A 25,195-nucleotide genomic window follows, 5' to 3' on the forward strand; every position below is an offset into this window, starting at 1 on the left:
AGACTGTGGGAGACCGGCAGCAGTCACGCTTTGGCCTGCTCAACGTCGTTGTCAGCACCGCGACCGTCGCCGGACAACCTCAACACTGCATCGCAGATCGAGATAAGCCGCTCCGCGGCGGGACAGAAAATCTCTTCATGGAGATCATCGCCCGGCAGTTTCCCTCCGGCTGCTCGCCGGACAGGTTGAGCAACCCACTCGCCAATCATCGGGATGTATCCGGGCTGGAAAATCGGCCATGATGCCGCTTCAAGCGCGTTTTGATTTGCCGCCATCTTTTCGGGATTGTCGTTGGTCCCCGAACGGTAGGGTCCGGAAATCAGGATCAGTATGTCTCGGCTCTTTTCAAAAGCGTGTTGATGAAAAGATGTTGAAGCAGGATGATCGTCTTGCCATCACAGATCGCACCGTTCTCGATCATCCGCATCGCCTCCGTCAGCGCAACCTGCATCACCTCAATGTCCTCGCCCTCTTCGAACGTGCCACCGCCATCACCGGTCTGATCGGATGCGGAATAGGTGCCTTTGAAGAATGCGAGATACTCCGTCACCGAGCCCGGGCTCATGTAAACGTCAAACAAATGCGTCAGGGTGTCGACCTCAAAGCCGGTTTCTTCGATGAGTTCTTTCCGCATCCGCTCATCGGCACGCGCTCCGTCCAACAGTCCGGCGGGCGTCTCGATCATCGAATGCAGACCACCATTTAGAAATACCGGAAGTCGGAATTGACGCGTGAGCAAGACGTGATCTGTCTGAGGATTATGAAGGAGGCAGGTCGCTCCATTGCCACGATCATAAGTCTCGCGGGTCTGTCGCTGCCATTCACCATTGCGCCTGAGAAGCTCAAACTCGTGCTTTGTCAAAAGACCCCAGTCGTCTGACAGAACTTCCTTCGAAATCGGACGGTAGTATTCACGTGAATTCATAAAATCTTGCTCCTGGCTCTGGGAAGCAGTAACGTGCAAAAACGTGCAGAGTCAAGAAAGATCGTGCAATGCTGAGTCATGAACGAAAGACCCACCTGCTATCCCTGCTTGATGAACAAGGCAGCGTTGTCGCCAAGGACGTAAGCCGTGAATTGGGCCTGTCCGAAGATACGATCAGGCGCGACCTCCGTGAGCTGGCCAGGGACGGACGCCTGAAACGCGTGCATGGCGGTGCCGTTCCGATCGCACCGGCCAATGCTCCGTTTCCGGGTCGAATCGGGATTGCCACCCCTGAAAAAGTAAAGATTGGCAAGCGTGCTGCTGCGATGATCGAGCCGGGTCATGTTGTGTTTTTGGATGGCGGTACGACAGCGATTCAACTTGCGCGGCATCTGCCTCGACACCTCGATGCGACGGTCATCACGCACAGCCCCAACATCGCGATGGAACTTCTCAACCATCAAGGACTGGAAGTCGAAATTGTGGGTGGCAGGCTATTGCGTCATTCCATCGTGACAAGTGGTGCCGCGACTATCGCCTGGCTTGGTCGCTACCGCCCCGATATCTGCTTTATCGGGGCCACCGGGCTGCACCCGGATCAAGGGATTACGACGGGAGAAAGCGAAGAGGCAGAGGTAAAGCGCGCGGTTATCGAGAAATCGGGATCAGCCGTGATTTTGGCATCGTCAGAAAAGTTCGGGGCAGTTTCGTCCTTCGAAGTTGCGCGTTGGACAAACATTGACGGTCTGGTGGTCGCCCAAGAAGCTTCCCGAAAAGCGGCGGAGTTGTTTGGTCATCTCGGCTGCGAAATACTTTCCACCAATCAGACCGGATCTCGGCGCTGAGCACGACAGGCAGTCATTCGGCTACGGCGCAGCGTCCGCCTAAATGGTCTCCGAGAAGTTTTTTGCTGCGCTTTACGCGAAGGCCGGCTTCACGTCTATGATGTGCTTTTTTGGGATTTGTCGTCCGCGCGGGTGACAAGCCAAGGGTTCTTTCAATGATAGCCAATCTTCAGGGTTACATTCTTGGAGGGACACAATGGCCGACTGGGCAGATATTTCCCGCAGCGCAAAAAAACATGGCGACTTCGCAGGTAGGACGAAATCGGAGCAAGATGCATATTTTGAGTTTTTCGCAGGTCCGGAAAGCTCTCGGCTTCAGGCAGCCGGCTTGAAGCTGTTCATGGTGTTCGCACGCGTCATCCAAGCGCACTTTAAACGCGGTTTGCGTTTGCCGGTTGCCGGAGTAGCTTATACGGATCCAGCTATGAAAAAATGAATATGTCTGAGTACCTAAATTTGCCCGCAGCACGCGATGCCATTCGTCAGGTTCTCGAGGCGGACATCAAAAGCTACCTCGCGCGTGATCGTGATGCCTGGCTGGAGTGCTGGGTGAATGACTCGCGTTTTCGAAGCATCATGGAATGTGGAACGATGCAGATTGCGCGCTCATTCGAAGAGTTCCGTCTGAATGTGTTCGACGCAATGGACACAGAGCCTGAACCGGTCAAAGCCGAGGTGCGGTTTGAGAACTTGGAAATTGAGATATCCAATAATGTCGCGTGGGCGACTTACGAAGAAACTGTAACAAGTACGTCCAATCCACGGGCCGCACCAAATCATTCACACAACTTTCGTCTATTAGAGCATGCGAATGGGGCTTGGCGCATCCTCTTTCACGGGTGTTGGGCTGAATCTTTGCGTGACATTGAAAGCGCTGCGATTGAAGTTGCTGAAGATGGTCGTGTTCTTTGGATGAATCGTGCAGCTCAATCGGAGTTGAAGAATTTCAAGGGTCTCACTGTCAGCAATGGAACGCTCCGCGCCTCAAAGCCTTCATGGAATTCCGAACTGCGAAATGCCATCTCGGGCGCGCATAGGCTGACCGGTTTTGGCGAGTTCAATCGCGCAAAAAGTTCTGGCGGAGGCGAGGTCCAGTTTCCGGTTGTTTTGGGCGAAAATACCGATGGTGCTCTCTTGCTATGCTGGGTCAAGGTAAGCGACGGTCGTGTCTATATCCTTTTTGGGCACAACAGTGATTTATCCAAACAGATAGAAATATTGCAGGTAATCTACGCGCTCTCAAAGTCGCAGGCAGAAATTGTCAGGTTGATCGCAAATGGTCTTGAGATTGCCGAGGCAGCAGACGCTTTGGGTGTCTCGAAGAACACGGCGCGCACACATCTGAGGCGAGTCTACGAGAAGGTCGGCGTCAGAAGCCAAATTGAGCTCTTACGCCTGATCGTGGGTTTCGACACCTAAGGCAGAGCTCGGAAAGCCGCAATTCGTTCCACAAGTGGCATTGATCTCGTTTGCCTTGAAGCCGTCATTGCGACCTTCCGGATTAATGGGTCCTGACCCCAAGTCCGCATCCCGCACGGGTCTCCGCGCATATCTCGTTCATTAACATTCTCGGCGCAATCGACAAGAACATGAGTGCAGGCCAGGGAGACATGAGCAATCTTTCCCGACCTGAAAGATCTTTTCTGCGCGAGCGTAACCTCTGTGAGGCAGAATTGCAGAACACCGGCAATCAAGGCCGGTCCGGTGGCAGAATGATTTGCAAGGCATAGGGTTAGGTTACAAAAAAATTAAAAACGAGACTTGTTGAATATTTTCTTCAATCAGGCGCGGCCATGCGGGCAGATGCTTCTAGTAAACAGTCAAAATCCATAAATTTAATGTCATTTTATCTGTGAATTTTCCTGTTGCAGTATGCGCGCGAACTTAACCAGTCATGTCCGAGAGCAGAATGAACCTTCGGGATCTGCAATATGTTGCTGCCGTGGCGCACCACAGAAATTTCACGCGCGCCGCCCGCGCCGTCCATGTCAGCCAACCAGCGTTGTCCAACCAGATCAAGAAAATGGAACTCGAACTCGGCGTTCAGATTTTCGAGCGCACGCGAAACGATGTTCTTCTGACGGAATTTGGCGAGCAGGTCGCTGAAGTTGCGGCGGAAATAAACGGACTGGTAGACCGCATATCTGAAACGGCACAGCACTTCAGAAAACTTGAGGCAACACCGTTTCGGCTGGGCATGACACCAACACTTGCCGCCTATCTGTCAGGCTATTTTCTGGACATGATCGCTGAGCTGTTTCCGGATCTGAGGCTCGTGATCGTCGAGGAAAAACCGACCGAGTTGTCGAGGATGGTCGAACAGATGCAGTTGGATGCAGCTCTGATCTCCCGCAACAGCCATGTCATGCTGTATGGCGAAGGCTCTGATGATGCGCTGACATTTACACCGCTCTGGTTTGAGCCTCTTTATCTCGGTATGCGGGAAGGGCATGTTCTGTCAGGCAGGAATGGTATTCGCGCAGCAGACGTTCCCGCAAAATATCTGATCCGTTTCGACATTCCATTCGGCTATGACCTTGAAAAGGATCTTCCTGCCTCGTCTTCAGATGCCGCCGAGCGGCTTGGGATCGATGTCAGGTCCGCTCGCTTTGAAACCCTGTGCCGCCACCTGGTGCATTGCGATGCATGCACAATCGTGAACGCAATTGCTGCCGAACAGTTCAAGCGCGACAATCTCGGTCTTGCCTTTGTTCCGTTTGATGGTGAGGGCAGCGTTCGCGAACTCGGAGCGATTACCCGTCGGCAATATTCCCGTTACGGTGTGGTCGCTTCGATCAGTTCCTATATTGGCGAAACGCCTCCCAAGGGCACCCATGGCGCACGGCAAGCTGTAGTGCATTCAGTGACTGAGCGTACCGCAGCGGCGATCTGATCACCTCTTTTGGGTGGCCCATGATTTTTCAAGTGCTCGTGTGTTGCGATAATCCCGGCAATCGAAATCAGTCCAGATCGTCCTCAAGTAGAGCGTTTCGGCATCCGCATCAGACAGAAGTCGTCTGACGCGGATCGAACGGCGAATGCTTTCATTTTTGTTTTGCTTCACGTTTTTGCCAAAACAGGTGAACGAATAGATTCAGTCTCGAAAGGAAAAGTGGCAAACCTCTGTAAACATGAGGATAAATAATTCTACCTGATAACACGCTCCGTGATCATTTCGTCAGGTTATGGCGTGTATTGGCAATATGAATTTCAAGAACTCAGGTGCTCACAACAGATCCATGAGTACCGGGCGCCGTCATTCAGAGGGCGTATCCGGATGACAACTCTTATGGAGATTTCCAAATGGTATCTGGGATGCTTGCCGGTATGCGGGCGCGCTTGTTGACGACCTCCACGCTGGCGCAGGAAACCGCTCGTGACGGTCAATCGCTTACGAACGGTGTTTTCAATAATGTGGTCGTTGACAACACGCCCGCGTTTGTCCTCGACAATGATTTCACACGGTTCTTGAATTTTGGTCATGTGACCACGAACAATGCCGCCGCCGCGGTATCCGTTGGCGGACAGGACGCTCAGGTCTTCAATTTTCGCAATGCACGGATTGAAGCCAACAGCGGTCCGGATGCGCTTGCCACCGGAATCCAGGTAAGCGGCAGCGCCGACATCCGGAATTTCGGAGCAGTCGATGGCGAATTCAACGGCGTCCAGTTTGCCGGTGCACAATCATCAGGGCGACTGGATAACTTCAGTGGTGCGGTGATTTCGTCAGACAGCCGCGCGGTCGATATTCAGGGTCAGGGCGTCAGCGTCCGCAATTTTGGAGACATCGTCGGCACGGGCGATCAGCGGAACGGCACGATCTACACCAACAGTACCGCGGAAGACTTTTCGATCAGCAACTTCACCGGAGGAACGATCGATGCGGGCGAAGGCAACCAGGGAGCGGGCATTTCGCTTCAGGTTGGTGATGAACTCAATGACGTTGTCCAGGGCAGCATATTCAACGGGTTCGGTGGTGTCATTCAGGGCCGGGGTGATGAAGCTGCGTCCAACACGCCGCTAGCAGGCGATGGAATCCGGATTGATGACGGGGCAGATGGCGCTGTGCTGGAGACCGACATCTTCAACAGTGGCCTCATCAGCACCGAAAGCAATCAGGGAACGACGGCTGGAATCCGTATCGCGGATGGTATTGCAGCCGAGGGCCGGATCTTCAACTCCAGCACCGGCACGATCGAAGGACCGCGCAATGGTCTTTATATCGGCAATGCCGAGCACGATCTGGATGTTCAGAACTTCGGAACCATCCAGTCAGGCAGCCGCGCGGTCAATATCGACGGTTCCGGCGTCAACCTCCTCAACGGCGGCAACATCCTGGGAACGGGTGATCAACGTAACGGCACGGTCTATGCCGATGACACAGCCAGTGACTACTCCATCGGCAACCTGCCGACCGGTGTGATCGATGCTGGCGCAAACAACAATGGCGCCGGTATTTCTCTCTCCCTGTCCGCAAACGGCAACGGTGAGGTTGAAGTTGAAAACGCGGGAACCATTGCTGGTCGTGGCCAGGCATCCGCGGCTGCCGGAACCGCGGGAGACGGCATCAGGCTGGAAGGCGCCAGATTGGCTGAGGGTGGTTTTGCCACAGCGCTGTTCACCGGGTCGATCATCAACTCCGGTACGGTGACCGCTGAAAGTCAGCAAGGTACAGTCGGTGCCTTCAGAGCGGTCAACGGTGTCGACTTCCAGGGAGCGCTTGTAAATGAAGCCGGCGGTGTTTTTGCCGGCGCTCAAAATGGTGTCTATTTCGGAACGGGTAACCATTCCGGCGGATCATTCGTCAACCAGGGGACCGTTTCCTCCGACAGCCGTGCCCTGAACATCGACGGCGTAGGCCTGGATGTTGTCAACCAGGGCGCAATCCTTGCAACTGGCACGCAGCGCAACGGCACCGTTTATGCTGACGGGACAGCGGACAACTACACCTTCACCAACCAGGGGACGGTGGACGCCAACGGCAACGACGCGTCCGGAGTTTCGTTGCAGACCGGTGATGTCGACGGCGATATTGTCTCGGCGTCGATTATCAACCAGGGAGCAATTTTCGGTGGCGGCGATGCAAGCGAAGGCAACACAATTGGTGATGGCCTGCGTCTGTTCTCCAACGTTGAAGACGCAGGGTTTGCCGGTCTTGTCGAAAACGAAGGTGTCATTGCAGGGGCCGAAGGGTCCGAGGTTGCTGCAGGCATCCGCATCGATGGCGGTCTGGACATTCTGGGAGCCATCATCAACGAGGGAAAAATCTCGGGCACCGTCAACGCGATCGATGCCCGCGAAGGCGGCTCCGTTACCATCGTCAACGACGGCGGCGTCATCAACGGCAATGTCTTGCTCGGCAACGAGGACGACATCTTTGTCGATCTCGGTCTCGTCGATGGTGTCATCAATGGCGGCGCCGGAAATGACACCCTGATCGCGGGTGACGGCGACAACGTCCTTGTCGGTGGCCTTGGCAACGATTTCCTTGATGGTGGGGAGGGCGTCGACACGGCGGACTTTTCCGACTTGGATGTCGCTGTCAACGTGAACCTCGGCGCCAACGGCAACGGAACCGCAACGCGGGATACCGGTTTCACCGTGCGAGTGGAAAATGCGGTGGTTGCCGCGCCTGCGCAATTCGGTTCTGCGATTGCGGACGGAGCCGCATTCGCAAACCAGGCAGCCGTGGGCAATCTCTACTACAACATCCACACTTCGGACTTCCCGGGTGGTGAGATCAGGGGGCAGCTGCTTGTCGACAGCGACGTGACGGAACACGGCATCCGGACCATCGAACTCTCCGGAGGACTGGATGCTGCCCAGGAACCGGGACCGCTCTCCGAAAGTGAAGCAACCGGCGAGGCAACGGTGACCATCGTCCAGAACCTGACAACGGGTGAAGTCACCTATTCCAGCGTACTGGATGTCTCTGGCCTCAATGAAGCGGATTTGCAGACACCGATTCCGGGAGTGGTCTCCGCAATCCACCTTCACAATGCACCTGCAGGCCAGAATGGTCCGGTTGTTCAAGATACGCTTGTGGATGCAGGAGCGACACTCGATTCCGTCGAGCCGATTTCCAGCACAGGTGTTGTCGGCGAGGACGTGATCGAAAACAGTGTCGAAACGGATGTTCTCAGCTCAATCGAAAACGTCATCGGTTCCAACGACGGCGATGTCATTACCGGCAGCGGTTTCGACAATCTCCTGAACGGTGCCGGCGGTGACGATCTGCTCACAGGTGGCGACGGTGCGGACATTTTCGCCGCAAGCCAGGGTGCCGACACGGTAACTGACTTCGAACTCGGCACCGACCGGATATCAAGCGGTGATTTCGCTGATGATTTCGACGTTGCCGAAGTTCTCTCCGGCGCGATCCAGGATGGCTCGGATGCAGTCCTGTCCTTCGGGTCGGACAGTTCACTGCGCCTGGTCAACATCGACGCGTCGCAACTGGGCGAAGACGACTTCCTCGTCTGAGCCGGTTGCCCGGGGTGGCGGTGTTCGCCTCCGCCACCCTGGAACTTTCCCGAAAAGTACTTCGACCCGAACTTAGGAAATGGAGCAAGAAATGTTCCGTAAGATCTCTCCCGTCCGCAATGCCTGGTCTTCGCTGAGTGCGGGTTTTTGGGCCATTGCCGCGTTCAGCATGGCTCTCAATATTCTTGCACTTGCTGCACCCCTCTACATGTTGCAGGTCTATGACCGGGTGCTCACCAGCCAGAATATGGACACGCTGATCGCCCTTACCTTGCTGCTCGGCGGTGTTTTTGTCGTAGTAGGTTTGCTCGACTGGGTTCGTCAGCGGATGTTGAACCGTCTGGGGGCCAGATTCGAACTGAAAGTCGGCGTGCCTGTTCTGAACGCGGCAATGCAGCGGAAAATTCACGGCAGCCAGTCGGCGAGCGACAATTCGATCGAGGATGTGAACGGCTTCAGGGATTTCATTTCCGGAAGTACCTTGCTTGCGTTTTTCGATGCGCCATGGATACCGGTCTACATCGCCGTCCTTTATGTTCTCCATCCCTATCTCGGCCATCTTGGATTGGCCGGAGCGATCGTCCTGACTGTTCTGGCGCTGATCAACAATGCGCGCAGCCACGAAACGATGATGGAAGCTGCTGAAGCGCGCAGGCGTAGCGACACGCTCTACAGGGCAGGAGAGGCTAATGCCGAAATAGTCCATGCCATGGGCATGCGTGGCGACCTTGCGCAAAGATGGCGCCAGTTGCAATTTGAAGCACATCGCCTGAAAGGCAGGGTGAACGACCGCATTTCCACATTTTCGGTCGTCTCCAAAACCCTCCGGACAGGGCTTCAGTCGGCTATTCTGGGGCTCGGAGCAGCCCTTGCGATCACAGGCGAAAGCTCAGCCGGTATCATGATTGCGGCAACCATCGTGCTCGGCAGGGTCCTCGCTCCGATTGACCAGTTGATCGGGCAATGGCGCAGCTTTCTGGCCGCGACGGGATCTTATGCAAAGCTGAAGAAACTTGTTCACGAGTATCCGGCCGGTCAAAGACGGCTTCAGCTGCCTCGGCCGCAGGTGTCGGTCAGCGTGGCGATCCAGAAGGCGGGTCCGCCGACGGCACAAAATGCAACCTTGTCCGATATCCGCATGAACCTGCAGGCCGGGGATGCGGTTGCGGTGATCGGGCCGAGCGCCTCCGGCAAGACGACACTGGCGAAGATGCTTGCCGGTGTCTGGACACCGCAGCGCGGCTCGATCCGGCTTGACGGCAACCCGACGGCCAAATGGGAGGCCGAGGACCTGGGCAGTCATATCGGATACCTGCCCCAGGACGTGGCGCTGTTCGACGGCACGATCAGGGAGAACATTGCCCGTTTTGCTGCTGAAATCGACGATGCTCTCGTGCTGGAAGCTGCGCTTGCCGCCGACGTGCATGACCTCGTCTCGAACTTGCCGGACGGTTATGAAACACAGATCGGCAACGGGTACTTCCTGTCGGGTGGCCAGCGTCAGCGGATCGCACTTGCCCGGGCGCTTTACGGCAATCCGTTTCTGCTGGTGCTCGACGAACCGAATTCCGATCTAGATTCAACGGGTGAGGCCGCGCTCCAGAAAGCGGTCCGCGCCACCCAGGAGCAAGGCGGTGTCGTTGTGATGATGACCCATCGTCCCAGCACCTTGCAGGTTGTTGACAAGGTGCTTGTGCTTAACCAGGGGGTCCAGACGGCCTTCGGCAGGCGCGACGAGGTCTTGCGCGACATGAAGCGAAACGTCCTTCCGGCCCGTAGCCAGAACTCGAATGAAATCACAAAGACCAATCAGGAAAGGGCAGTCCAGTGAAAGATCTGACACTTTCTTCCCAAAACCGCCATGTTTCACATCTTGAGCCCGGAAAAAGCCAGGGTGAGCCTTTGCCGGAGCCGCGTATCGGCAAGCTTGTCGTGTTCGGCTTTCTCGTCGTGGCCCTGTTTTTTGGCGGAACCGCGTATTGGGCGCAACAGGCTAAGCTGGATGGTGCGGTGGTTGCCGAGGCCTCCTTCGTCGTCGATGGAAATCGGAAGACCGTGCAACACCTCGACGGCGGCATCGTCCGCGATCTGCTCGTGTCGGACGGAGACGTCGTCGAGGCCGGGCAGCCGCTGGTTGTCTTCGACAGTACCGAGGCGGAAGTCGATCTGACGGTTCTGAGCAGCCAGGTCGGTGAACTGTCGGCGCGACGCGCACGTCTGCTGGCCCAGATCGGCGGAGAAGCCACGTTCCGCAGGAAAGACGTTGCCAACATGATCGAAGAGGAAATTCCCGAGGTCCTCTGGGAAAGCGCATATTTGACCCAGAAACGTGTGTTCGACACGGAGGCAAGGGCACGCATGAGCGAACAAGATGTCCTGAAACGCCGGTTAACGGCTCTCGAAGACGAGATCGGGGGACTTGAAGAACAGCGCCAGTCCAATGCGCGGCAGATCGAGATTTCCAGAAGTGAACTTGCCTCCCTTCAAACGCTGTTTGAAAAGGGGCTCGTTACCGCGGCAAGGATCAACTCCGTACGCCTGGATATAGAACGTCTGGTCGGATTTGATGCGGGTTTCAGAACCGATCAGGCCCGTGCGCGAAACGAGATCGGCGAGCTTGAACTCAATGATTTCAGTGCCAAGCAGCAACGTCTTGAATCAGCTTCTGAGAACCTTGCGGCGGTTGAGGCACAGCTTGCGGCAGTCGAACCGCAGTTCAAGGGTGCCGTGGAACGGCAGAGGCGGGTGGTCGTCAGCGCCCCGGTCAACGGGACTGTCGTCAACATGGCACTTCACACGCTGGGTGGTGTGGTGCGTCCGGGAGAAGACATTCTGGAACTGGTCCCGCTCAGTGAAGAGCTGATCGTGGAAGCGCGCATCAACATTTCGGATATTGAAAAACTTCGCGTCGGGCAGGTGTCCAGGGTCAGGCTGAGCGCATTCGACCTTCAGGACGTGCCGGAAGCGAACGGGAAGGTCTATGACATTTCGGCCGATTCCGTCACCGACGAAAGAACGGGCGATGCCTTCTATGTGGCAAAGGTGAGACTTGATGAAAATCAGCCGGCGAACGTCGCCGGTCTGGATCTGGTTCCGGGCATGCCGGCTGACCTGTTCATCACCACTGGCGAACGCACGGTCCTCAGCTACCTTGCACAGCCATTGAGCGAACGCCTGTCGCGAACCTTCATCGAGTAAATTTTGGTGACAGGAGAAGTGTGCACTTTGTTCCGGACATGACAGCGGTCAAATCAATTGGTTGCGGTCATGTCTTGAGTTTCCGGTTCAATCATGCCCCGTTTTTTCTGTGAAACGCAGCGACCCTGATATCAACGAAAGCCGTTCCGCAGGGATTGTGCCTCCTGAGCGCTCTTGCGTATCGCTGCTGCAAAGAGCGTGACATCAACCGCTGTTGCAACGAAAGTCGCTCCAAGCTCAAGGCACTTTTTCTGCATCCCGGGCTGTAATGTGAGGATCCCGCCGGCCTTGTTGGAAGCAACAATCTTGTTCATGGCATCAAGAACGGCAATTTCGACATCCGGATGACCGGGATTGCCGATATGCCCCATGTCGGCGGCGAGGTCGGAAGGACCGATGAACACGCCGTCGACACCCTCAACGTTGAGGATGTCGTCGAGGGCAGCGATGCCCTTTCGATTCTCGACCTGAACAAGCAGGCAGATCTCGTCCCGCGCGGTCGTCAGATAATCGGGAATGCCTGCAAAGCCTGACGCACGCGCAAGGGCGGAGCCGACGCCGCGAACACCATGTGGCGGATAGGTGACCGCGGCAACAAGTTCGCGTGCCTGCTCGGCGCTTTCCACCATGGGAACAAGGAGCGTCTGTGCACCGGCATCCAGAAGCTGCTTGATCATCCAGGTTTCGCCGATCACGGGCCTGACGACGGCATGGCTCTTGCCTGCCGCAATCACCTGCATCTGGGCAATGACGGAGCGCAGATCGTTCGGGGCATGTTCGCCGTCGATCAGGAGCCAGTCGAAGCCGGCATGGGCGCTGACCTCGGCAAGATAGGGATCTGCCAGGCCCAGCCAGCAGCCCATCTGGATATTTCCTTCTTTCAGGGCCGCCTTGAAAGGATTGTGTGGGGCAGGCATTTAAAACTCCTGTGAGATACCGTTGACCGTGTTGAAGAGATCGGGAACCGTGCGTTCAAACGATCTGCCCGGCGCCGGAAACCGCGGTTCAAGGGTGCGTGTCCGTCAATTGAATTCGCGTTGTCACGCGATGCGCCTCCAGACGTCCTTGATGACGCCGGCAGCCATCATGACGTCTTCCCGGGTCGTGTCGAACTGACCCACCTGGAAACGGATGACCTTGTGGCCCTGAAAGGCTCCCTGGGTGAGGTAGATACGTCCATCATCATTCAGCGCATCCACGAGACGTTGCTGCGTCGCGTCGTCGCCCGGGCAGCGAAACGAAAACAGGCTGAGGATCGGTTCGGTCACGATTTCGAAACCTTCGAACGCGCGGATCTGCTCGCAAATTTCCCCGGACCAGACAATATGATTGCGTATTCGGGCCCTGAGACCTTCCAGCCCGTATGAGCGGATCAGGAACCAGATCTTCAATGCACGGAAACGTCTGCCGAGCGGAATGGTCCATTCCGAATAATTGGTGACCGCCTCTCCGGTGGTCTTGAGATATTCCGGTTCGATCTTCAGCGTGTTGAGCTGGGGAAGCGGATCGGACAGAAACTGAACGGAACAGTCGAATTGCGCCCCAAGCCATTTGTGCGGATTGAAGACAATACTGTCGAAGCCTTCCACGCCGTGCCAGAAATCGGCACGCAGCTCGGGACAGATCATCGCCGCCCCGGCCCAGGCTGCGTCCAGGTGCGTATAGAGATCGTGTTTCCTGGCAACGCCAAGGACGGGTTCGAGTTGGTCCGAAGCGCCCACGCCGGTGCCGCCGGTAATCGCGATGATGCCCGCCGGGATCTGCCCGTCTTCAAGATCTCTTGCAATGGCCTGCTCCAATGCATTGGCATCAAGCGCAAATCGAGGCCCGGTGGCCGGTAGTTTGACCAGGTTTTCCTGGCCGATCCCCGCAACCCAGCAGGCTCGGTCAATGGAGCTGTGCACCTGGTCCGAGCAGTAGATGCGCAGATTGCCTTTGCCGGACAATCCGTGCCGGTTGCCGGTGAAGCCGGTTGCGCGTTCGCGCATGGTCAGAACGGCGGAAAGAGTTGCAGAAGACGCGCTGTCTTGAATGACCCCTGTGTATGTCTCCGGTAGGTCTAGCGCCTGGCGCAGCCAGTCGACCATGACGCCTTCCATCTCCGTCGCTGCAGGCGAGGTTTGCCAGAGCATGCACTGCGCGGCGATCGTCGTGACCAGCATTTCCGCCAGCATGGAGGGTGGGGCGGCATTGGCCGGAAAATAGGCAAAGAAACGCGGATGCTGCCAATGGGTCATGCCCGGCATGACGATGGTTTCGAAATCCGCAAGAACCGTTTCCATGGCTTCGGCGTCTTCCGGTGGCGCGACTGGCAGTTGCTCCGCGATCTCGCCGGGAGCCGTTTGCGCACGAACGGGACGGTCCGCAAGCGTCTTGTGATAGTCCGCTGCCCAATCGGCGATCTGTTTGCTCCACTCGGCGAACTCGTCCCAGTCCATGCGCTAATCCTTAAAGCTTGGCGATTCGGTCACGCCGATTATGCGCCAGAATCATGGCGCGACAATCGGCTGGGCGGCGAGACTGGACGCCTGGATGTCGACGCCTTCGAACAGCGAGCCTTCCTCGAACCAGCTCTTGGGGGCAGGGGCTCCCCAGAGCGTCTGGCGCTGTGGATCCTTGAGGTCCCATTTGATCGGTTCAAGGTCCGGATCCACGGTCTGATAGTCGGAGCAGTAGATCTCGATCCGGTGGCCGTCTGGATCGCGGACATAAAGGAAAAACGCATTTGAGATGCCATGCCGACCCGGCCCGCGTTCGATGTTCGAAACCCATCCCGTCGTGGACATGAGGTCGAGCAGGTCAATGATGTTGAGCGGTGTCGGCACCCAGAAGGCCGTGTGGTGCAGGCGAGGCCCACTGCCGTTGGTGAAGGCAATATCGTGGACGCCGCCCTTGCGGTGCGTCCAGGCCGCCCAGAGCCGTCCGGTTTCCTCATCTGCGGTATATTCTGTCACGCGGAAACCGAGTTCATTATAGAAGGCGACCGAGGCATCGACATTGGGCGAAAAGCAATTGAAGTGATCGATCCGCAGTGGCTTCACACCGCGATAAAGTGCGTATTGCTGGTGTATCGGCGGCAGGCGGTCCATCCTGGAATAGAATTCAAGCGGAATGCCATGTGGGTCCCGCGTGCGGAAGGTGCGCGACTGGTAAGGCCGGTCCACCCATTCGACCGGAAGTCCCTTGCCTTCAAAAAAATGCACTGCCTTGTCGAGATCATCTTCGTCAAACACCTTGAACCCAAGATCACGGGCGCAGGGTTCATCTGATTTCCGCAGGACGATACAGTGGTGCCCGCGTTCTTCCATTGCACGCAGATAAATCGCTTCCGGGCTCTCGTCAGTAACCTGTAGTCCGAGCGTATCCACATAAAACGCCCGGCTTTTCGAAAGATCCGTCACTGCCAGTTCCACATGGCTGAGCCGGACGATGTTGAATGGCGGATAAAGATTGGGTGCGGGAATCGGCATGTCTTCGTCCTGTTGGTCATGAGTTGCCGGAAGGCCGGCGGTATCTGTTGCGCTTGAAGTCCGGAAACTTTCAGTAGTCAGACTTGCTCACAGCGCCCCGAGTTTCGGAATTTTGTGGTTACCTGTCGCGAAGGCGATGTTCTTCTGTTCCATGTAGAATTCAAAGGACCAGTCGCCGCCGTCGCGTCCTATACCGCTGGCCTTGACCCCGCCGAAGGGGGTGGGCAGGTGGCGGACGTTTTCCGAGTTCACCCAGATCATTCCCGCTTCCAGGCTATCCGTGAAGCGCAGTGCGCGGGTCAGGTCGTTGGTCCAGACATAGCCGGTGAGGCCATAGGGGACATCGTTGGCAATCCGGAGGGCGTCGTCCTCGGTGTTGAAGCGGATGCAGGTCAGCACCGGCCCGAAGATTTCCTCCTGGGCAATGGCCATGGTGTTGGTTGCGCCGGTGAAGAGGGTCGGGCGGACGAAGTAACCGGTGTCGCCGACACGTTGACCGCCTGCGGCAATGGTCGCGCCGTTCTGCCGGGCAATGTCGAAATAGCCGGTCACCTTGTCGAAATGGGTTCTGTGGATCAGCGGGCCGACCTCGGTCAGCGGATCGAGCGGATGGCCGACCCTGAGGGCGTTGACCCGTTCAATCAGCCTGGTTTCGAATTCGTCTGCAATTGTCTCCTGAACCAGAAGGCGCGAGGAGGAGGTGCAGCGTTCGCCGTTGAGCGAATAGATCATGAAGATTGCCGCATCGAGCGCGCGGTCGAGATCCGCATCGTCGAACACGATGACCGGGTTCTTGCCGCCAAGCTCAAAATGCACGCGCTTCAGCGTATCGGCGCCCTGTTTCATGATCATGGAGCCGGTCCGGCTCTCGCCGACAAAGGCAATCGCCTTGATGTCGGGATGCTCGGTCAGCGCCTTGCCGGCATCCTCGCCAAAGCCATTGACGAGATTCCAGACACCCTTCGGCAGACCGGCCTCTTCGGCGATCTCCATCAGGATACGCGCGGTCAGCGGCGAGAACTCAGCCGGCTTGTGTACCACTGTGCAGCCTGCCGCCAGCGCCGGAGCGATTTTCCAGGTCGACAGCATGAACGGCGTGTTCCACGGCGTGATCACGCCGACCGGGCCGATGGGCATGCGGGTGGTCACGTTCATCAAGGTCGGCGAGGGCAGGGACTGGCCGTCCCGGGCCGCAGGAGCCCTGTCGGCAAAGAAGCGGAAATTCTCCGCACCGCGCAGCGCCGCCTTCGACATGAAGCGCAGGGCCTGGCCGGTGTCCCAGCATTCGCACAGTGCGATTTCCTCCGCGCGCTCCACGATGGCGTCGGCAATCCTGTGCAGGATCTTCTTGCGCTCGGCCCCGGCCATGTCCCGCCAGGCGGGAAAGGCCGCCTTCGCGGCCCTGGCAGCTGCATCGATATCGGCGGCACCGCCTTTGGCGACACTGCAAATCAGGCTCTCGTCCACCGGAGAGCGGGTTTCGAACGCCTCGCCGGACTGGGCCGGCAGCGCCTCGCCACCGATCTGGTTCAAGACGCCGGTGTTTTTGAACCGGGCAAGGTAGCCGTCAAGCTTTTGAATGTTGTCCTGAAGGTCAGACATGGTTCAAGCAGTCCCCAAATGGTCGCGTATGGTGCCCGTCTTGGGCGAAAGGTCCGGATCGATGTCGCGCATTTCCAGGGAAAGCGCGAGCGAACTGTTGGCCAAGACCGGTTTCAGGAACGCCTTGGCGGCGTTGAACAGGCGGCTGGCGGCGTCCTTCTTGACGTCCATCGGTCGTCCGGCACGCAGGCGCACGGAAATATCGATGAAGGCGTGTTCCGGATTGCCGTCGGCAATGCTGTAGTGCTCCGCCTTCAGGGCACGCACGCGGATACCCGGCATCGGGAAGGCGTCGATCCGGGCGGCTTCCACGCGCAGGTGCTCACACAGATCCTGAACAGTGATGCGCTGTTCGAGGTTCGCGGAATATTCGAGGGTAATGTGCGGCATGACATTTTCCTTAACAGCACAATATTTGCTATGTTAAATATATTGAGATGACGATGTCAAACTTTTTGTGTCCAACCGCACCACAATTCGCTATGAGCCGACAATGACCGACGACCTGAATACCACTGGCGCCCCTGCGCTGCCTTCGACGAAACGCTCCGTTCCGATTGCGCTGATCCGGGCGCGGGAGAAGGTCATGGGGCCGATCCGCGAGATGCTGTCGGATTGCGGCATCACCGAGCAGCAGTGGCGGATCCTCAGGGTTCTTGAGGAGTTCGGGCCGCAGGACGCGTCATCACTGGCCGAGCGGGCCTGCCTGCTTTTGCCGAGCCAGACCCGGATCGTGCAGACGCTCCTGGAAAAGGGCCTTGTGACCCGCCAGGCGGACGAGACGGACCGGCGCAAGCAGACGGTCGCCATCACCGGGGCCGGTCAGGCAATCATCCACGACAAGCTGGACCAGGCACAGGCCATCGCCACCCGCATCGAAGAGGTCATCGGCAAGAAGCGGCTGGCAGAGCTTCTGGATATCCTGGAGGATTTCCAGAAGCTCTGAAAACCTGCCGACTCGAAAAACGTTGACCACTTATCGAGCGTCACATTTTGCGCTGGTCAGCCTGCCGCCACCAGGCCTGCATCAAGGGCGTTCAGGATGGTATCCACATGTCCCTCGGTCAGCACCAGTGGTGGCGACAGGATGATGTTGTTGCCGGAGACCCGTACCATCGTGCCGTTGTCGTAGGCCGTCCGGTGCACCTTGCCGATGGTTGCCTTGTCGATCGGCGCTTTTGTTGCGCGGTCGGCAACAAGTTCCAGTGCGCACATCAGGCCGTGGCCGCCGCGAACGTCTCCGATCAGTTCATGTTTCATGAAAAGCTTGCGAAGGCCTTCGTGCAGTTGCTTGCCCCTTGCCGCGGCATTGTCCTTCACGTTCAGCCGTTCGGTTTCGTGAAGACAGGCGATAGCTGCCGCTGCGCCGACCGGGTGGCCCGAATAGGTATAGCCGGAACCGATCGATCCCTTGCCGGTTTCATCCTTCTCGAACACTTCTGCAACGCCTTCTGCGACCATGACGGCCCCGAACGGAAAATAGCCGTTGGTGATCGCCTTGGCACAACACAAAAGATCAGGTTGAACGCCCCAGTGCCGGGCACCTGTCCAGCTGCCCGTGCGGCCGAAGGCGGTTATGACTTCGTCGGAAACAAGCAGAATGCCGTGTTTGGAGCAGATCTCCCGGACACCCGGCATGAAGCTTTCATGTGGCGGAATGACACCCCCGGCGCCCAGTACGGGCTCCATGATGAAAGCGGCAATGGTGCTCGGATCCTGGAACCTGATTTCGTCTTCCAGGGCCGACAGGCAGAGCTGAGCCAGTTTCTGCGGATCCGTTTCGTTGAATGGATTGCGGTAGGTGTAAGGCGCGGGAATATGGTAACAGCCCGGCATGAGCGGTTCATAGGCTGTTCTGAAATTGGCATTGCCGTTTACCGACGCGCCCAAGGTATGGGTTCCGTGGTAGCCCTTCTTCAGGCTGAGAAACTTGATCCGGCCAGATTCGCCACGAATCTTGTGATACTGACGGGCAAGGCGGAGGGCAACCTCGACACTGTCGGAACCGCCCGAGGTGAAGAAGGCGCGGCTCAGACCGTCCGGTTCAAAGAAATCCCGGAGCATCGTGCTCAACTCTATCACCGCATCGTTGGTCGTGCCGCGAAAGATCGAGTAGTAGGGCAGCTTGTCGAGCTGATCCGAAATGGCCCGCTTCACCGGTTCGCAGGAATATCCGAGATTGACGTTCCAGAGACCGCCAACGGCGTCGACAACCCTGTTGCCGTCGACGTCGGTGATCTCGACCCCGTCACCACCGACGATAATGTCGGGTGGATTTGCCAGGCTGTCAGCTGTATGCGCCATGGGATGCCACACGTGCCGGGCATTGTTTTCCTTAAGGAAGTTTGCTTCCTTCATTTCGGATCTCCTTTAACTGGATGACAGGCCGAGCAGGCCAAGGGCTTCCGAATAGGAAGCTGCCGGGTCGAGAACGTCGAAGTGGACAGAGTGCATGCCGACCGCTTCCGCGCCCCTGATGTTGCGGAGCTGGTCATCGACGAAAACACAGGCCTCCGCAGGCAGGTCGAGTTCGCTCAGGCAGAGTTCGTAGGCCCTTGGGTCGGGTTTCAGGATTTTTGTGTAGGTGGCGTCGACAATGGTGTCGAAGCCTTGCAGGAACGGCAGTTTCATTTTGAAGTCCGACCCGTAAAAGAGATCGAGTTCATTGGAGAGGATTGCGAGTTTCTTGCCGGCCTTGTGTGTGGTCTCGATAGCCTGAAGCGCCTCCGGGCGCATGACGGCCTCCGGATCCGCGCCACGCGCCGCTTTCACGAAATCGGCCATCTCCGACCACGGCCTGCCGGTCAGGGCAGCGACATCCTCGGTTCTCCGGCGCCAGTAGTCACGTTCGGAAATTTCGTCTGCCTGCATGGATCGCCAAAGGGGATCCGAACCGGGCTCGAACGGCCCCTGCCACGTCAAGGTTCCCGGTTCCAGGCCAAGTGCGCGTTCGGTGAGATCATGGGTCTCGAAGAGGGTGCGGGTGACGACCCCGCCGAAGTCCAGGACAAGAGCGTCGGCTTCAAGCGGCATTGGTCCAGATCCTTCTGAGATCAACCGGGACCGTGCCGCCGAGCTTTTCGGTGACTTCATTGGCGGTTCGGGGAAGGGCGGCCTTTATTCTGCGCCTCATGTCATCGGTCACCCGGACGGTTGGAAGGGCCACCGCGATTGTTCCGATAGCTTCCGGCTGGTCGCCGAACAGGGGGGCCGCAAATGAGGAAACGTGTGCTTCGAATCCCTGGTCGACGAAGGCGATCCCCGCCTCGCGCACCTTTTCGACCGTCGATCTCAGGAGATTGTGATCGGTTATGGTGTGTTCGGTGGCAGCTGGCAGGGGCGTTTTGAGCAGGTCGGGCAGCAGGTTTTCCGGACCGAAGGCCAGCATTGCCAGACCCGATGCCGTTGCATGCAGGGGAAGCAGTTCCGCCTCATCGAAATAGACCCGCGTACCGTGGATCAGGGCGTCATGATGAAATAACGGTGACATGTGATTGCCTTCACGAAGCGAGACATGCACCAGTTCGCCAAGTTCGGATGCCAGGGCTTCCACCAGAGGGGCAACGATCGTTCTTGCCGGAAACAGGCGTTCGCGGACGGCAGCGAGCCGAAGGATCGCGGGCCCGAGCCGATAACCGCGGGTTACGGGATTTTGCTCAAGGAAGCCGTTTGAAGTGAGTTCGATCAGGTGCCGGTGAACCGTCGCCTTGTCCTGACCGGACAGTTTACGGAATTCCGTCAGACCGATTTCCGGATGGTTCGGAGAAAAGTGGTTCAGCAGATTGAGCGCCTTAGTGATCGTACCCATCGAATATCCGGTCCGTGTCAATTGCCGTTTTGTGTCTCCCGGCAACGTGGCCGCGAGCGTCGCTTCACATTGATCTTGACAGATAGTTGCATTTGAAACAATATTTATTTGCGACCGAGGGTTCATTATTTGAACCATCTTCGAGAATGACATTGTGCAATCCGCCGTTTGATTGGAGGTTGACAGTTAGTTATTTAATATGACAACCTTTAACAACGCAAATAAAAAATTACTCAGACCGGCCGAACAAGGCAGGCAGATAACCACCAGATGAGGGACGTGATTATGAGGAAGCATGCAATTGCCATAACTGCGGCAAGCTTGATGAGTGTAACGGCTGCTTTGGCGGACTATCCGGAAAAGCCCGTTTCCTTCATCGTTCCCTGGCCTCCGGGCGATTTGGAAGATGTTCTGACGCGGATGATCGCGGATGAATTTCAAAACATGTATGGCGTTCCGGCTGCGGTCGTGAACAAGCCGGGCGGTGGCGGTGGTCCGTTCCCTGGTGCCGTGGAGGTCGCGACCGCGCCGGCGGACGGTTACACAATCGGGTCCTTCGTTCCCGCCGTACCGATAGCCGGTGAACTCATCGGAATTCCCGAATTGACACCCAACCCGTTTGAGCCGGTTGGCATTTTCATGACTTACCCCTTTGTGATCGCTGCCGGCGCCGATGCGCCATACTCCACCTGGGAGGAGTTGGTGGCATATGCGAAGGAAAATGACGTGGCACTTGGCCATTTCGGCTCCGTGCTGCCGCCAACCCGGATTACGTTCGCGCTGGCAGCTTCGTCCGATTTCGATTTCGCCAGCGAAGCAGCGTTTGACGAACTCAACTGCAACACGCTTGCATCTGGCGACGTGGACGTGATCAACACCACCCTGCAGCAGATTTTTCCGTGCAAGGACGATCTGAAGATCCTCGCAAGCATCGGTACCGAGCGGATTTCCATCATTCCGGACGTGCCTAGGGTGTCTGAAATCAACCCGGATCTCGATGTTGCGCTCTGGAATGGTCTCTTCGTGCACAAGGATGTTCCTGCGGATGCGCGCGAAAAGATCGAAGCTGCCGCCAAGGCCGCCCTTGAAAAGCCCGAGGCCCGGAATCTGATCGGCGAAACAGGAGTGTTGATCTACTGGCAGGATGCGGACGCATCCAACGCCCAGATCGCTTCCGACAAGGCGGTCAACGGCAAGATCTCCGAACTGCTCGGCGAATAAGCCTCTCGTTCGGCCGGACGGTCTGCGTGACGCAACCGTCCGGCCTGTGCAGTGCAAAAGGTCGGGCTGATGGCACATATCAAGACACTTCAGGAACTGTTCCGGCGGCACAGGCGTCCCGGCGATATTGTTTTTGCGATCCTTTTCCTGGCTATCTCCGTTTTCCTGCTTACGCAGATCTATGGGGAAACATCATGGGTCAAGCGAACGAAGTGGTTCGCACAGCCCCGGTTCTGGCCGGCCGCCTCGCTGATCGCGATGACGCTGTTCGCGATTTTCCACTTCGTCGGTTCCCTGTGCTCGCCGCGTATTCTTGGCAGGTGGCTCGAGGTCGTTTTCTGGCTTCGGTCGCTGGAGTTCGTTCTCTATTTTCTGCTCTACGTCGCGGTCGTACCCCTGCTTGGCTATCTGCCGACAACAGTGTTGTTCACTTGTCTTCTGACGGTTCGCGTCGGTCTGGCCACCCCTCGTTTCATTGGATTTGCTGCTTTGTTCGCGGTCTGTGTCGCGGTGATCTTCAGGTCGATCCTGCAAGTGAAAATTCCCGCAGGACAGATCTATGAAGCATTTCCTGAACCACTCCGGGCTTTTGCCTTGACCTATTTGTGAGGCGGTAATGGAAACACTTCTTTCAAGCATTGCCATTCTGTCCCAGTGGCAGGTTCTGGTCGCTCTTCTGCTCGGGTCGATCGGCGGTGTGATTATTGGCGCATTGCCGGGAGTGGGCGCGGCGGTCGCCATTGCCATTCTCCTGCCGGCAACCTTCGCATTTGAACCGATCGTCGGTCTGACCCTGATGCTCGGCGTCTACGGCTCGTCCATGTATGGCGGTGCGATTCCGGCGATCCTGATCAATACGCCCGGAACGGCCGTCAATGCACTGACAACCTATGACGGTTACCCGATGACCAAGCGCGGCGAGGGCCATCGCGCGCTCTCGCTCGCCTATTCCGCATCCTTTTTTGGCGGCATCTTCTCCGTTGTCTGCCTGATCCTGCTCTCGCCTCTGCTTGCCATGATCGCCCCGCATTTTGGCAGCCGGGAGATTTTCCTTGCAGCGTTGCTCGGCATCATCCTCGTCGTGCTCGCCCATCGCGGTCAGGTCTTTGCCGCTGGTATGCTGGCCTCATTCGGCATATTTCTGAGCACGATCGGGCTGGAGCCGGTCAAATACACCAAGCGTTTCACATTCGACATGACCTGGCTGACGTCGGGCATAAACCTGATCGTCGTCGTGCTCGGGCTGTTTGCAATTTCGCAAGCGCTTCTGCTTCTGGTCGACAAGGATCACAAGGCCGGTGAGGCCCGGGTGGAAGGCAATCTCTTTTCCGGGTTGAGCGAATTGTTCCGCTTCAAGCGCGTCGCTTCGGTGTCTTCCAGCCTCGGAGTCCTGATGGGAATGATCCCGGGTGTCGGCGAATTCACGGCCCAGTTCCTGTCCTATACCTACGCACAGAAAACCTCGAAGACACCCGATGAATTCGGCAATGGCGCTCCCGAAGGTCTGATCGCGTCGGAGGCGGCGAACAATGCTGTTCCGGGCGCCGCGATGATACCGCTCCTGGCGCTCGGCATACCGGGTGAAGCACTGACGGCCATGATGTTGTCGGTCTTCTATGTTCACAATGTCATTCCCGGTCCGCAGTTGTTTCAGGGGCAGCTGGACTTCGTGATCGCGATCTACATCGCGCTGATCCTGCTCAATGTCATCGTGCTGGCTTTCCTGCTCTCGTCCACGAACCTGCTTTTGAAAATCATCCAGATCCCCACACGGTTCCTGGGAGTGATGATCCTGACCTTGTCGTTTGTCGGCGTCTATTCGCTGCGCAACTCGATCACCGACTGCGCCATCGCGTCCGCGTTCGGTGTCTTCGGCCTTATCCTGAAACGGCTCAACCTGCCGATCGTTCCCATAATTCTCGGGATGGTTCTGGGCGGTATCATGGAAGTGAAGCTGCGCAGCGCCATGGCGCGGGTGAAATCGCCACTCGATTTTGTCGACCGGCCGATTGCGGCTGTCCTGTTCGTCATGATCCTGCTCATTTTGATCCTGCACGTGCGGACGGTCATTCGGGAGCACAAGTCCAAACGCTTGCAGGAAACGTCAAGCAATTCAGATACCTCAACACAACAAGGGTAAAAACCAATGTTGGAACAGGGCGCAATAGATGCTCTTCGCGCAATCCCGGTTCCCGATCAGGGTCATCACATCGATGGCCGGCAGTCGCCCGCGGAAACTGGTGAAGTGCTTGATGTTGTTTCCCCGATTGACGGGGCCCGCCTTTGCGGTCTGGCATCCGGCAGTGCCGCTGACATGAACCGGGCAGTCCGTTCCGCGCGAGCAGCATTCGAGGATGGCCGCTGGTCGAAGACGGCGCCGGCGCATCGCAAGAAAGTCCTGCACAGGCTTGCCGACCTGATCGAGCGTGACGCCCTGGAGCTGACCGTGCTCGGTGTCCGGGACAACGGCACGGAAATCAACATGGCCTACAAGGCCGAAGCCCTGTCTGCCGCCGGGACCTTTCGGTACTACGCTGAAGTAATCGACAAGGTGTATGGCGAAATTGCACCCACGGCACAGAACATTCTCGCGCTTGTGCATCATGCGCCGGTCGGTGTTGTCGGAGCCATTGTACCCTGGAACTTTCCGTTGATGATCGGTTCCTGGAAAATCGCCCCGGCACTTGCAGCGGGAAATTCACTGGTTCTGAAGCCTGCTGAATCTGCATCGCTGTCCCTTCTCAGGATTGCCGCGCTGGCTGCCGAAGCAGGGGTTCCAGACGGTGTGTTCAATGTCGTCACCGGCCCCGGCGCCGTCGTCGGCGAAGCGCTTGCGCTGTCTATGGATGTCGATGTGCTCGTGTTTACCGGCTCAGGCGCGACAGGCCGCAGGCTCCTGAACTACTCTGCGGCGTCCAACCTCAAGCGTTGCTATCTGGAACTGGGTGGCAAATCACCGAACATCGTCTTCAATGACGCACCGGACCTGGAAGAAGCAGCCAGGGTGTCCGCCGCAGGCATATTCAGAAACTCCGGCCAGGTCTGTGTCGCCGGGTCACGATTACTCGTCCAGGAGGACATTCACGACGACTTCGTGAGCGCCCTTTGTGCCCATGCCCGGGCATTCCGGGTCGGCGATCCACTGGATCTGAAATCACAGATCGGCGCAGTGCACAGCCTGACGCAATTGGAAGCGGATCTTGGCTTTGTCGAGACGGCTGAGGCTGAAGGTGCTGACCTGCGTACGGGGGGGCAACGGATCCTGGAAGAAACGGGCGGCTATTACATGCAGCCGACCGTCATGACCAATGTGAAGCCGACCGATACGATTGCTCAAAGGGAAGTTTTCGGCCCGGTTCTGGCGGTGACGCCCTTCAAGGACGAAGATGATGCGATCCGGATTGCCAACAGCACGGAATTCGGTCTGGCGTCCGGTGTCTGGACGGAAAATCTCGGCCGTGCGCACCGCATGATCGCCGCTATTCGCTCCGGTGTCATCCACGTCAACACCTATGGTGGTGCCGACCTGACCGTGCCGCTGGGCGGAGTAAAGCAATCCGGCAACGGCCATGACAAGTCCCTTCATGCCATGGACAAGTATCATGACCTCAAGACCGCCTGGATCCAGCTGTGACGGAATCTC

The 25,195-nt window shown here is 57.4% G+C and carries 22 protein-coding genes; 12 read left to right on the forward strand and 10 right to left on the reverse strand.

Going from position 1 to position 25,195, the window contains the following annotated elements; all coding sequences use genetic code 11:
• Positions 1–23 precede the first annotated feature (23 nt).
• Together ACO6TI_RS14910 and ACO6TI_RS14915 are read right to left on the reverse strand one after the other, a co-directional pair.
• Positions 24–332 (reverse strand): DUF4406 domain-containing protein, encoded by a 309-nt coding sequence (locus tag ACO6TI_RS14910; protein ID WP_422385313.1) that lies wholly within the window; start codon positions 330–332, stop codon positions 24–26.
• A complete protein-coding gene (locus ACO6TI_RS14915) occupies positions 326–925 on the reverse strand; it encodes an NUDIX domain-containing protein (RefSeq protein WP_108873063.1) in 600 nt (199 codons plus the stop codon). The genes ACO6TI_RS14910 and ACO6TI_RS14915 overlap by 7 nt, the downstream gene beginning before the upstream one ends.
• 68 nt (positions 926–993) lie before the next feature.
• On the opposite strand from ACO6TI_RS14915, the gene ACO6TI_RS14920 reads away from it, so the two are divergent.
• The 7 genes from ACO6TI_RS14920 (at position 994) to ACO6TI_RS14950 (ending at position 11,451) form a co-directional block, all read left to right on the forward strand.
• Positions 994–1,770 carry a DeoR/GlpR family DNA-binding transcription regulator gene (locus tag ACO6TI_RS14920; protein ID WP_422385195.1) on the forward strand — a complete coding sequence of 259 codons (777 nt, stop codon included), beginning with the start codon at positions 994–996 and terminating at the stop codon, positions 1,768–1,770.
• 196 nt (positions 1,771–1,966) lie between these two features.
• Positions 1,967–2,206 (forward strand): hypothetical protein, encoded by a 240-nt coding sequence (locus ACO6TI_RS14925; RefSeq protein WP_422385196.1) that lies wholly within the window; start codon positions 1,967–1,969, stop codon positions 2,204–2,206.
• Between the two features lie 2 nt (positions 2,207–2,208).
• Entirely contained in the window at positions 2,209–3,189 is a 981-nt protein-coding gene (locus ACO6TI_RS14930; protein ID WP_422385197.1) for a LuxR C-terminal-related transcriptional regulator, read from the forward strand.
• A gap of 490 nt (positions 3,190–3,679) precedes the next feature.
• Complete coding sequence (locus ACO6TI_RS14935; protein WP_422385198.1) at positions 3,680–4,663, forward strand: LysR family transcriptional regulator; 984 nt, start codon at positions 3,680–3,682, stop codon at positions 4,661–4,663.
• A gap of 410 nt (positions 4,664–5,073) precedes the next feature.
• The gene (locus ACO6TI_RS14940) at positions 5,074–8,253 is read left to right on the forward strand and encodes a beta strand repeat-containing protein (protein WP_422385199.1); all 3,180 of its coding nucleotides are present in this window, start codon (positions 5,074–5,076) and stop codon (positions 8,251–8,253) included.
• Positions 8,254–8,344: 91 nt separating this feature from the next.
• Complete coding sequence (locus ACO6TI_RS14945; protein WP_422385200.1) at positions 8,345–10,084, forward strand: type I secretion system permease/ATPase; 1,740 nt, start codon at positions 8,345–8,347, stop codon at positions 10,082–10,084.
• Entirely contained in the window at positions 10,081–11,451 is a 1,371-nt protein-coding gene (locus ACO6TI_RS14950; protein WP_108873056.1) for an HlyD family type I secretion periplasmic adaptor subunit, read from the forward strand. Before ACO6TI_RS14945 ends, ACO6TI_RS14950 begins: the two co-directional genes overlap by 4 nt.
• A gap of 131 nt (positions 11,452–11,582) precedes the next feature.
• On the opposite strand, the gene ACO6TI_RS14955 is transcribed toward ACO6TI_RS14950, so the two are convergent.
• The 5 genes from ACO6TI_RS14955 to ACO6TI_RS14975 form a co-directional block, all read right to left on the reverse strand.
• Positions 11,583–12,368 carry an HpcH/HpaI aldolase family protein gene (locus ACO6TI_RS14955; protein WP_108873055.1) on the reverse strand — a complete coding sequence of 262 codons (786 nt, stop codon included), beginning with the start codon at positions 12,366–12,368 and terminating at the stop codon, positions 11,583–11,585.
• A 123-nt stretch (positions 12,369–12,491) separates the two neighbouring features.
• Positions 12,492–13,889: a pyridoxal phosphate-dependent decarboxylase family protein gene (locus tag ACO6TI_RS14960; RefSeq protein WP_422385201.1), complete on the reverse strand. Its 1,398-nt coding sequence runs from the start codon at positions 13,887–13,889 to the stop codon at positions 12,492–12,494.
• Positions 13,890–13,940: 51 nt separating this feature from the next.
• Positions 13,941–14,921, reverse strand: a complete 981-nt coding sequence (gene hpaD / locus ACO6TI_RS14965) for a 3,4-dihydroxyphenylacetate 2,3-dioxygenase (RefSeq protein ID WP_108873053.1) — start codon at positions 14,919–14,921, stop codon at positions 13,941–13,943.
• 87 nt (positions 14,922–15,008) lie between these two features.
• Complete coding sequence (gene hpaE, locus ACO6TI_RS14970) at positions 15,009–16,523, reverse strand: 5-carboxymethyl-2-hydroxymuconate semialdehyde dehydrogenase (protein ID WP_108873052.1); 1,515 nt, start codon at positions 16,521–16,523, stop codon at positions 15,009–15,011.
• A gap of 3 nt (positions 16,524–16,526) precedes the next feature.
• Positions 16,527–16,913 (reverse strand): 5-carboxymethyl-2-hydroxymuconate isomerase, encoded by a 387-nt coding sequence (locus ACO6TI_RS14975; RefSeq protein ID WP_422385202.1) that lies wholly within the window; start codon positions 16,911–16,913, stop codon positions 16,527–16,529.
• A gap of 103 nt (positions 16,914–17,016) precedes the next feature.
• Here ACO6TI_RS14975 and hpaR point away from each other — a divergent pair, with 103 nt between their 5' ends.
• Positions 17,017–17,469 carry a homoprotocatechuate degradation operon regulator HpaR gene (gene hpaR / locus ACO6TI_RS14980; protein ID WP_104701063.1) on the forward strand — a complete coding sequence of 151 codons (453 nt, stop codon included), beginning with the start codon at positions 17,017–17,019 and terminating at the stop codon, positions 17,467–17,469.
• A gap of 56 nt (positions 17,470–17,525) precedes the next feature.
• Here hpaR and ACO6TI_RS14985 read toward each other — a convergent pair whose 3' ends face one another.
• The 3 genes from ACO6TI_RS14985 to ACO6TI_RS14995 are packed head-to-tail and all read right to left on the reverse strand — an operon-like array spanning position 17,526 to position 20,331.
• The gene (locus tag ACO6TI_RS14985; RefSeq protein ID WP_422385203.1) at positions 17,526–18,881 is read right to left on the reverse strand and encodes an aminotransferase class III-fold pyridoxal phosphate-dependent enzyme; all 1,356 of its coding nucleotides are present in this window, start codon (positions 18,879–18,881) and stop codon (positions 17,526–17,528) included.
• 12 nt (positions 18,882–18,893) lie between these two features.
• Positions 18,894–19,556 carry an HAD-IA family hydrolase gene (locus tag ACO6TI_RS14990; RefSeq protein ID WP_422385204.1) on the reverse strand — a complete coding sequence of 221 codons (663 nt, stop codon included), beginning with the start codon at positions 19,554–19,556 and terminating at the stop codon, positions 18,894–18,896.
• The gene (locus tag ACO6TI_RS14995) at positions 19,546–20,331 is read right to left on the reverse strand and encodes an IclR family transcriptional regulator (protein ID WP_055111957.1); all 786 of its coding nucleotides are present in this window, start codon (positions 20,329–20,331) and stop codon (positions 19,546–19,548) included. The genes ACO6TI_RS14990 and ACO6TI_RS14995 overlap by 11 nt, the downstream gene beginning before the upstream one ends.
• A gap of 285 nt (positions 20,332–20,616) precedes the next feature.
• Here ACO6TI_RS14995 and ACO6TI_RS15000 point away from each other — a divergent pair, with 285 nt between their 5' ends.
• The 4 genes from ACO6TI_RS15000 to ACO6TI_RS15015 all read left to right on the forward strand — a co-directional run bounded on the left by ACO6TI_RS15000 (position 20,617) and on the right by ACO6TI_RS15015 (position 25,186).
• Positions 20,617–21,552, forward strand: coding sequence for a tripartite tricarboxylate transporter substrate-binding protein (locus tag ACO6TI_RS15000; RefSeq protein WP_208992532.1), 936 nt, complete (start codon positions 20,617–20,619; stop codon positions 21,550–21,552).
• Between the two features lie 69 nt (positions 21,553–21,621).
• A complete protein-coding gene (locus ACO6TI_RS15005) occupies positions 21,622–22,161 on the forward strand; it encodes a tripartite tricarboxylate transporter TctB family protein (RefSeq protein ID WP_422385205.1) in 540 nt (179 codons plus the stop codon).
• 7 nt (positions 22,162–22,168) lie between these two features.
• On the forward strand, positions 22,169–23,692 hold the full coding sequence (locus ACO6TI_RS15010) for a tripartite tricarboxylate transporter permease (protein WP_422385206.1): 1,524 nt from the start codon (positions 22,169–22,171) through the stop codon (positions 23,690–23,692).
• A 6-nt stretch (positions 23,693–23,698) separates the two neighbouring features.
• Positions 23,699–25,186 (forward strand): aldehyde dehydrogenase, encoded by a 1,488-nt coding sequence (locus ACO6TI_RS15015; protein ID WP_422385207.1) that lies wholly within the window; start codon positions 23,699–23,701, stop codon positions 25,184–25,186.
• Positions 25,187–25,195: the final 9 nt, after the last annotated feature.

This window comes from Roseibium album (assembly GCF_965233825.1).
Lineage (GTDB): Bacteria > Pseudomonadota > Alphaproteobacteria > Rhizobiales > Stappiaceae > Roseibium > Roseibium album.

What these genes read in the sequence shown, in the direction of transcription:
- ACO6TI_RS15015 (WP_422385207.1), top strand. Translation starts at nt 23,699, where the DNA reads ATGTTGGAACAGGGCGCAATAGATGCTCTTCGCGCAATCCCGGTTCCC.
- ACO6TI_RS15010 (WP_422385206.1), top strand. Translation starts at nt 22,169, where the DNA reads ATGGAAACACTTCTTTCAAGCATTGCCATTCTGTCCCAGTGGCAGGTT.
- ACO6TI_RS14955 (WP_108873055.1), bottom strand. Translation starts at nt 12,368, where the DNA reads ATGCCTGCCCCACACAATCCTTTCAAGGCGGCCCTGAAAGAAGGAAAT.
- ACO6TI_RS14945 (WP_422385200.1), top strand. Translation starts at nt 8,345, where the DNA reads ATGTTCCGTAAGATCTCTCCCGTCCGCAATGCCTGGTCTTCGCTGAGT.
- ACO6TI_RS14940 (WP_422385199.1), top strand. Translation starts at nt 5,074, where the DNA reads ATGGTATCTGGGATGCTTGCCGGTATGCGGGCGCGCTTGTTGACGACC.
- ACO6TI_RS14925 (WP_422385196.1), top strand. Translation starts at nt 1,967, where the DNA reads ATGGCCGACTGGGCAGATATTTCCCGCAGCGCAAAAAAACATGGCGAC.
- ACO6TI_RS14915 (WP_108873063.1), bottom strand. Translation starts at nt 925, where the DNA reads ATGAATTCACGTGAATACTACCGTCCGATTTCGAAGGAAGTTCTGTCA.
- ACO6TI_RS15005 (WP_422385205.1), top strand. Translation starts at nt 21,622, where the DNA reads ATGGCACATATCAAGACACTTCAGGAACTGTTCCGGCGGCACAGGCGT.
- hpaE (WP_108873052.1), bottom strand. Translation starts at nt 16,523, where the DNA reads ATGTCTGACCTTCAGGACAACATTCAAAAGCTTGACGGCTACCTTGCC.
- ACO6TI_RS14960 (WP_422385201.1), bottom strand. Translation starts at nt 13,889, where the DNA reads ATGGACTGGGACGAGTTCGCCGAGTGGAGCAAACAGATCGCCGATTGG.
- ACO6TI_RS15000 (WP_208992532.1), top strand. Translation starts at nt 20,617, where the DNA reads ATGAGGAAGCATGCAATTGCCATAACTGCGGCAAGCTTGATGAGTGTA.
- hpaR (WP_104701063.1), top strand. Translation starts at nt 17,017, where the DNA reads ATGACCGACGACCTGAATACCACTGGCGCCCCTGCGCTGCCTTCGACG.
- ACO6TI_RS14985 (WP_422385203.1), bottom strand. Translation starts at nt 18,881, where the DNA reads ATGAAGGAAGCAAACTTCCTTAAGGAAAACAATGCCCGGCACGTGTGG.
- ACO6TI_RS14930 (WP_422385197.1), top strand. Translation starts at nt 2,209, where the DNA reads ATGTCTGAGTACCTAAATTTGCCCGCAGCACGCGATGCCATTCGTCAG.
- ACO6TI_RS14920 (WP_422385195.1), top strand. Translation starts at nt 994, where the DNA reads ATGCTGAGTCATGAACGAAAGACCCACCTGCTATCCCTGCTTGATGAA.
- ACO6TI_RS14990 (WP_422385204.1), bottom strand. Translation starts at nt 19,556, where the DNA reads ATGCCGCTTGAAGCCGACGCTCTTGTCCTGGACTTCGGCGGGGTCGTC.
- ACO6TI_RS14995 (WP_055111957.1), bottom strand. Translation starts at nt 20,331, where the DNA reads ATGGGTACGATCACTAAGGCGCTCAATCTGCTGAACCACTTTTCTCCG.
- ACO6TI_RS14935 (WP_422385198.1), top strand. Translation starts at nt 3,680, where the DNA reads ATGAACCTTCGGGATCTGCAATATGTTGCTGCCGTGGCGCACCACAGA.
- ACO6TI_RS14975 (WP_422385202.1), bottom strand. Translation starts at nt 16,913, where the DNA reads ATGCCGCACATTACCCTCGAATATTCCGCGAACCTCGAACAGCGCATC.
- hpaD (WP_108873053.1), bottom strand. Translation starts at nt 14,921, where the DNA reads ATGCCGATTCCCGCACCCAATCTTTATCCGCCATTCAACATCGTCCGG.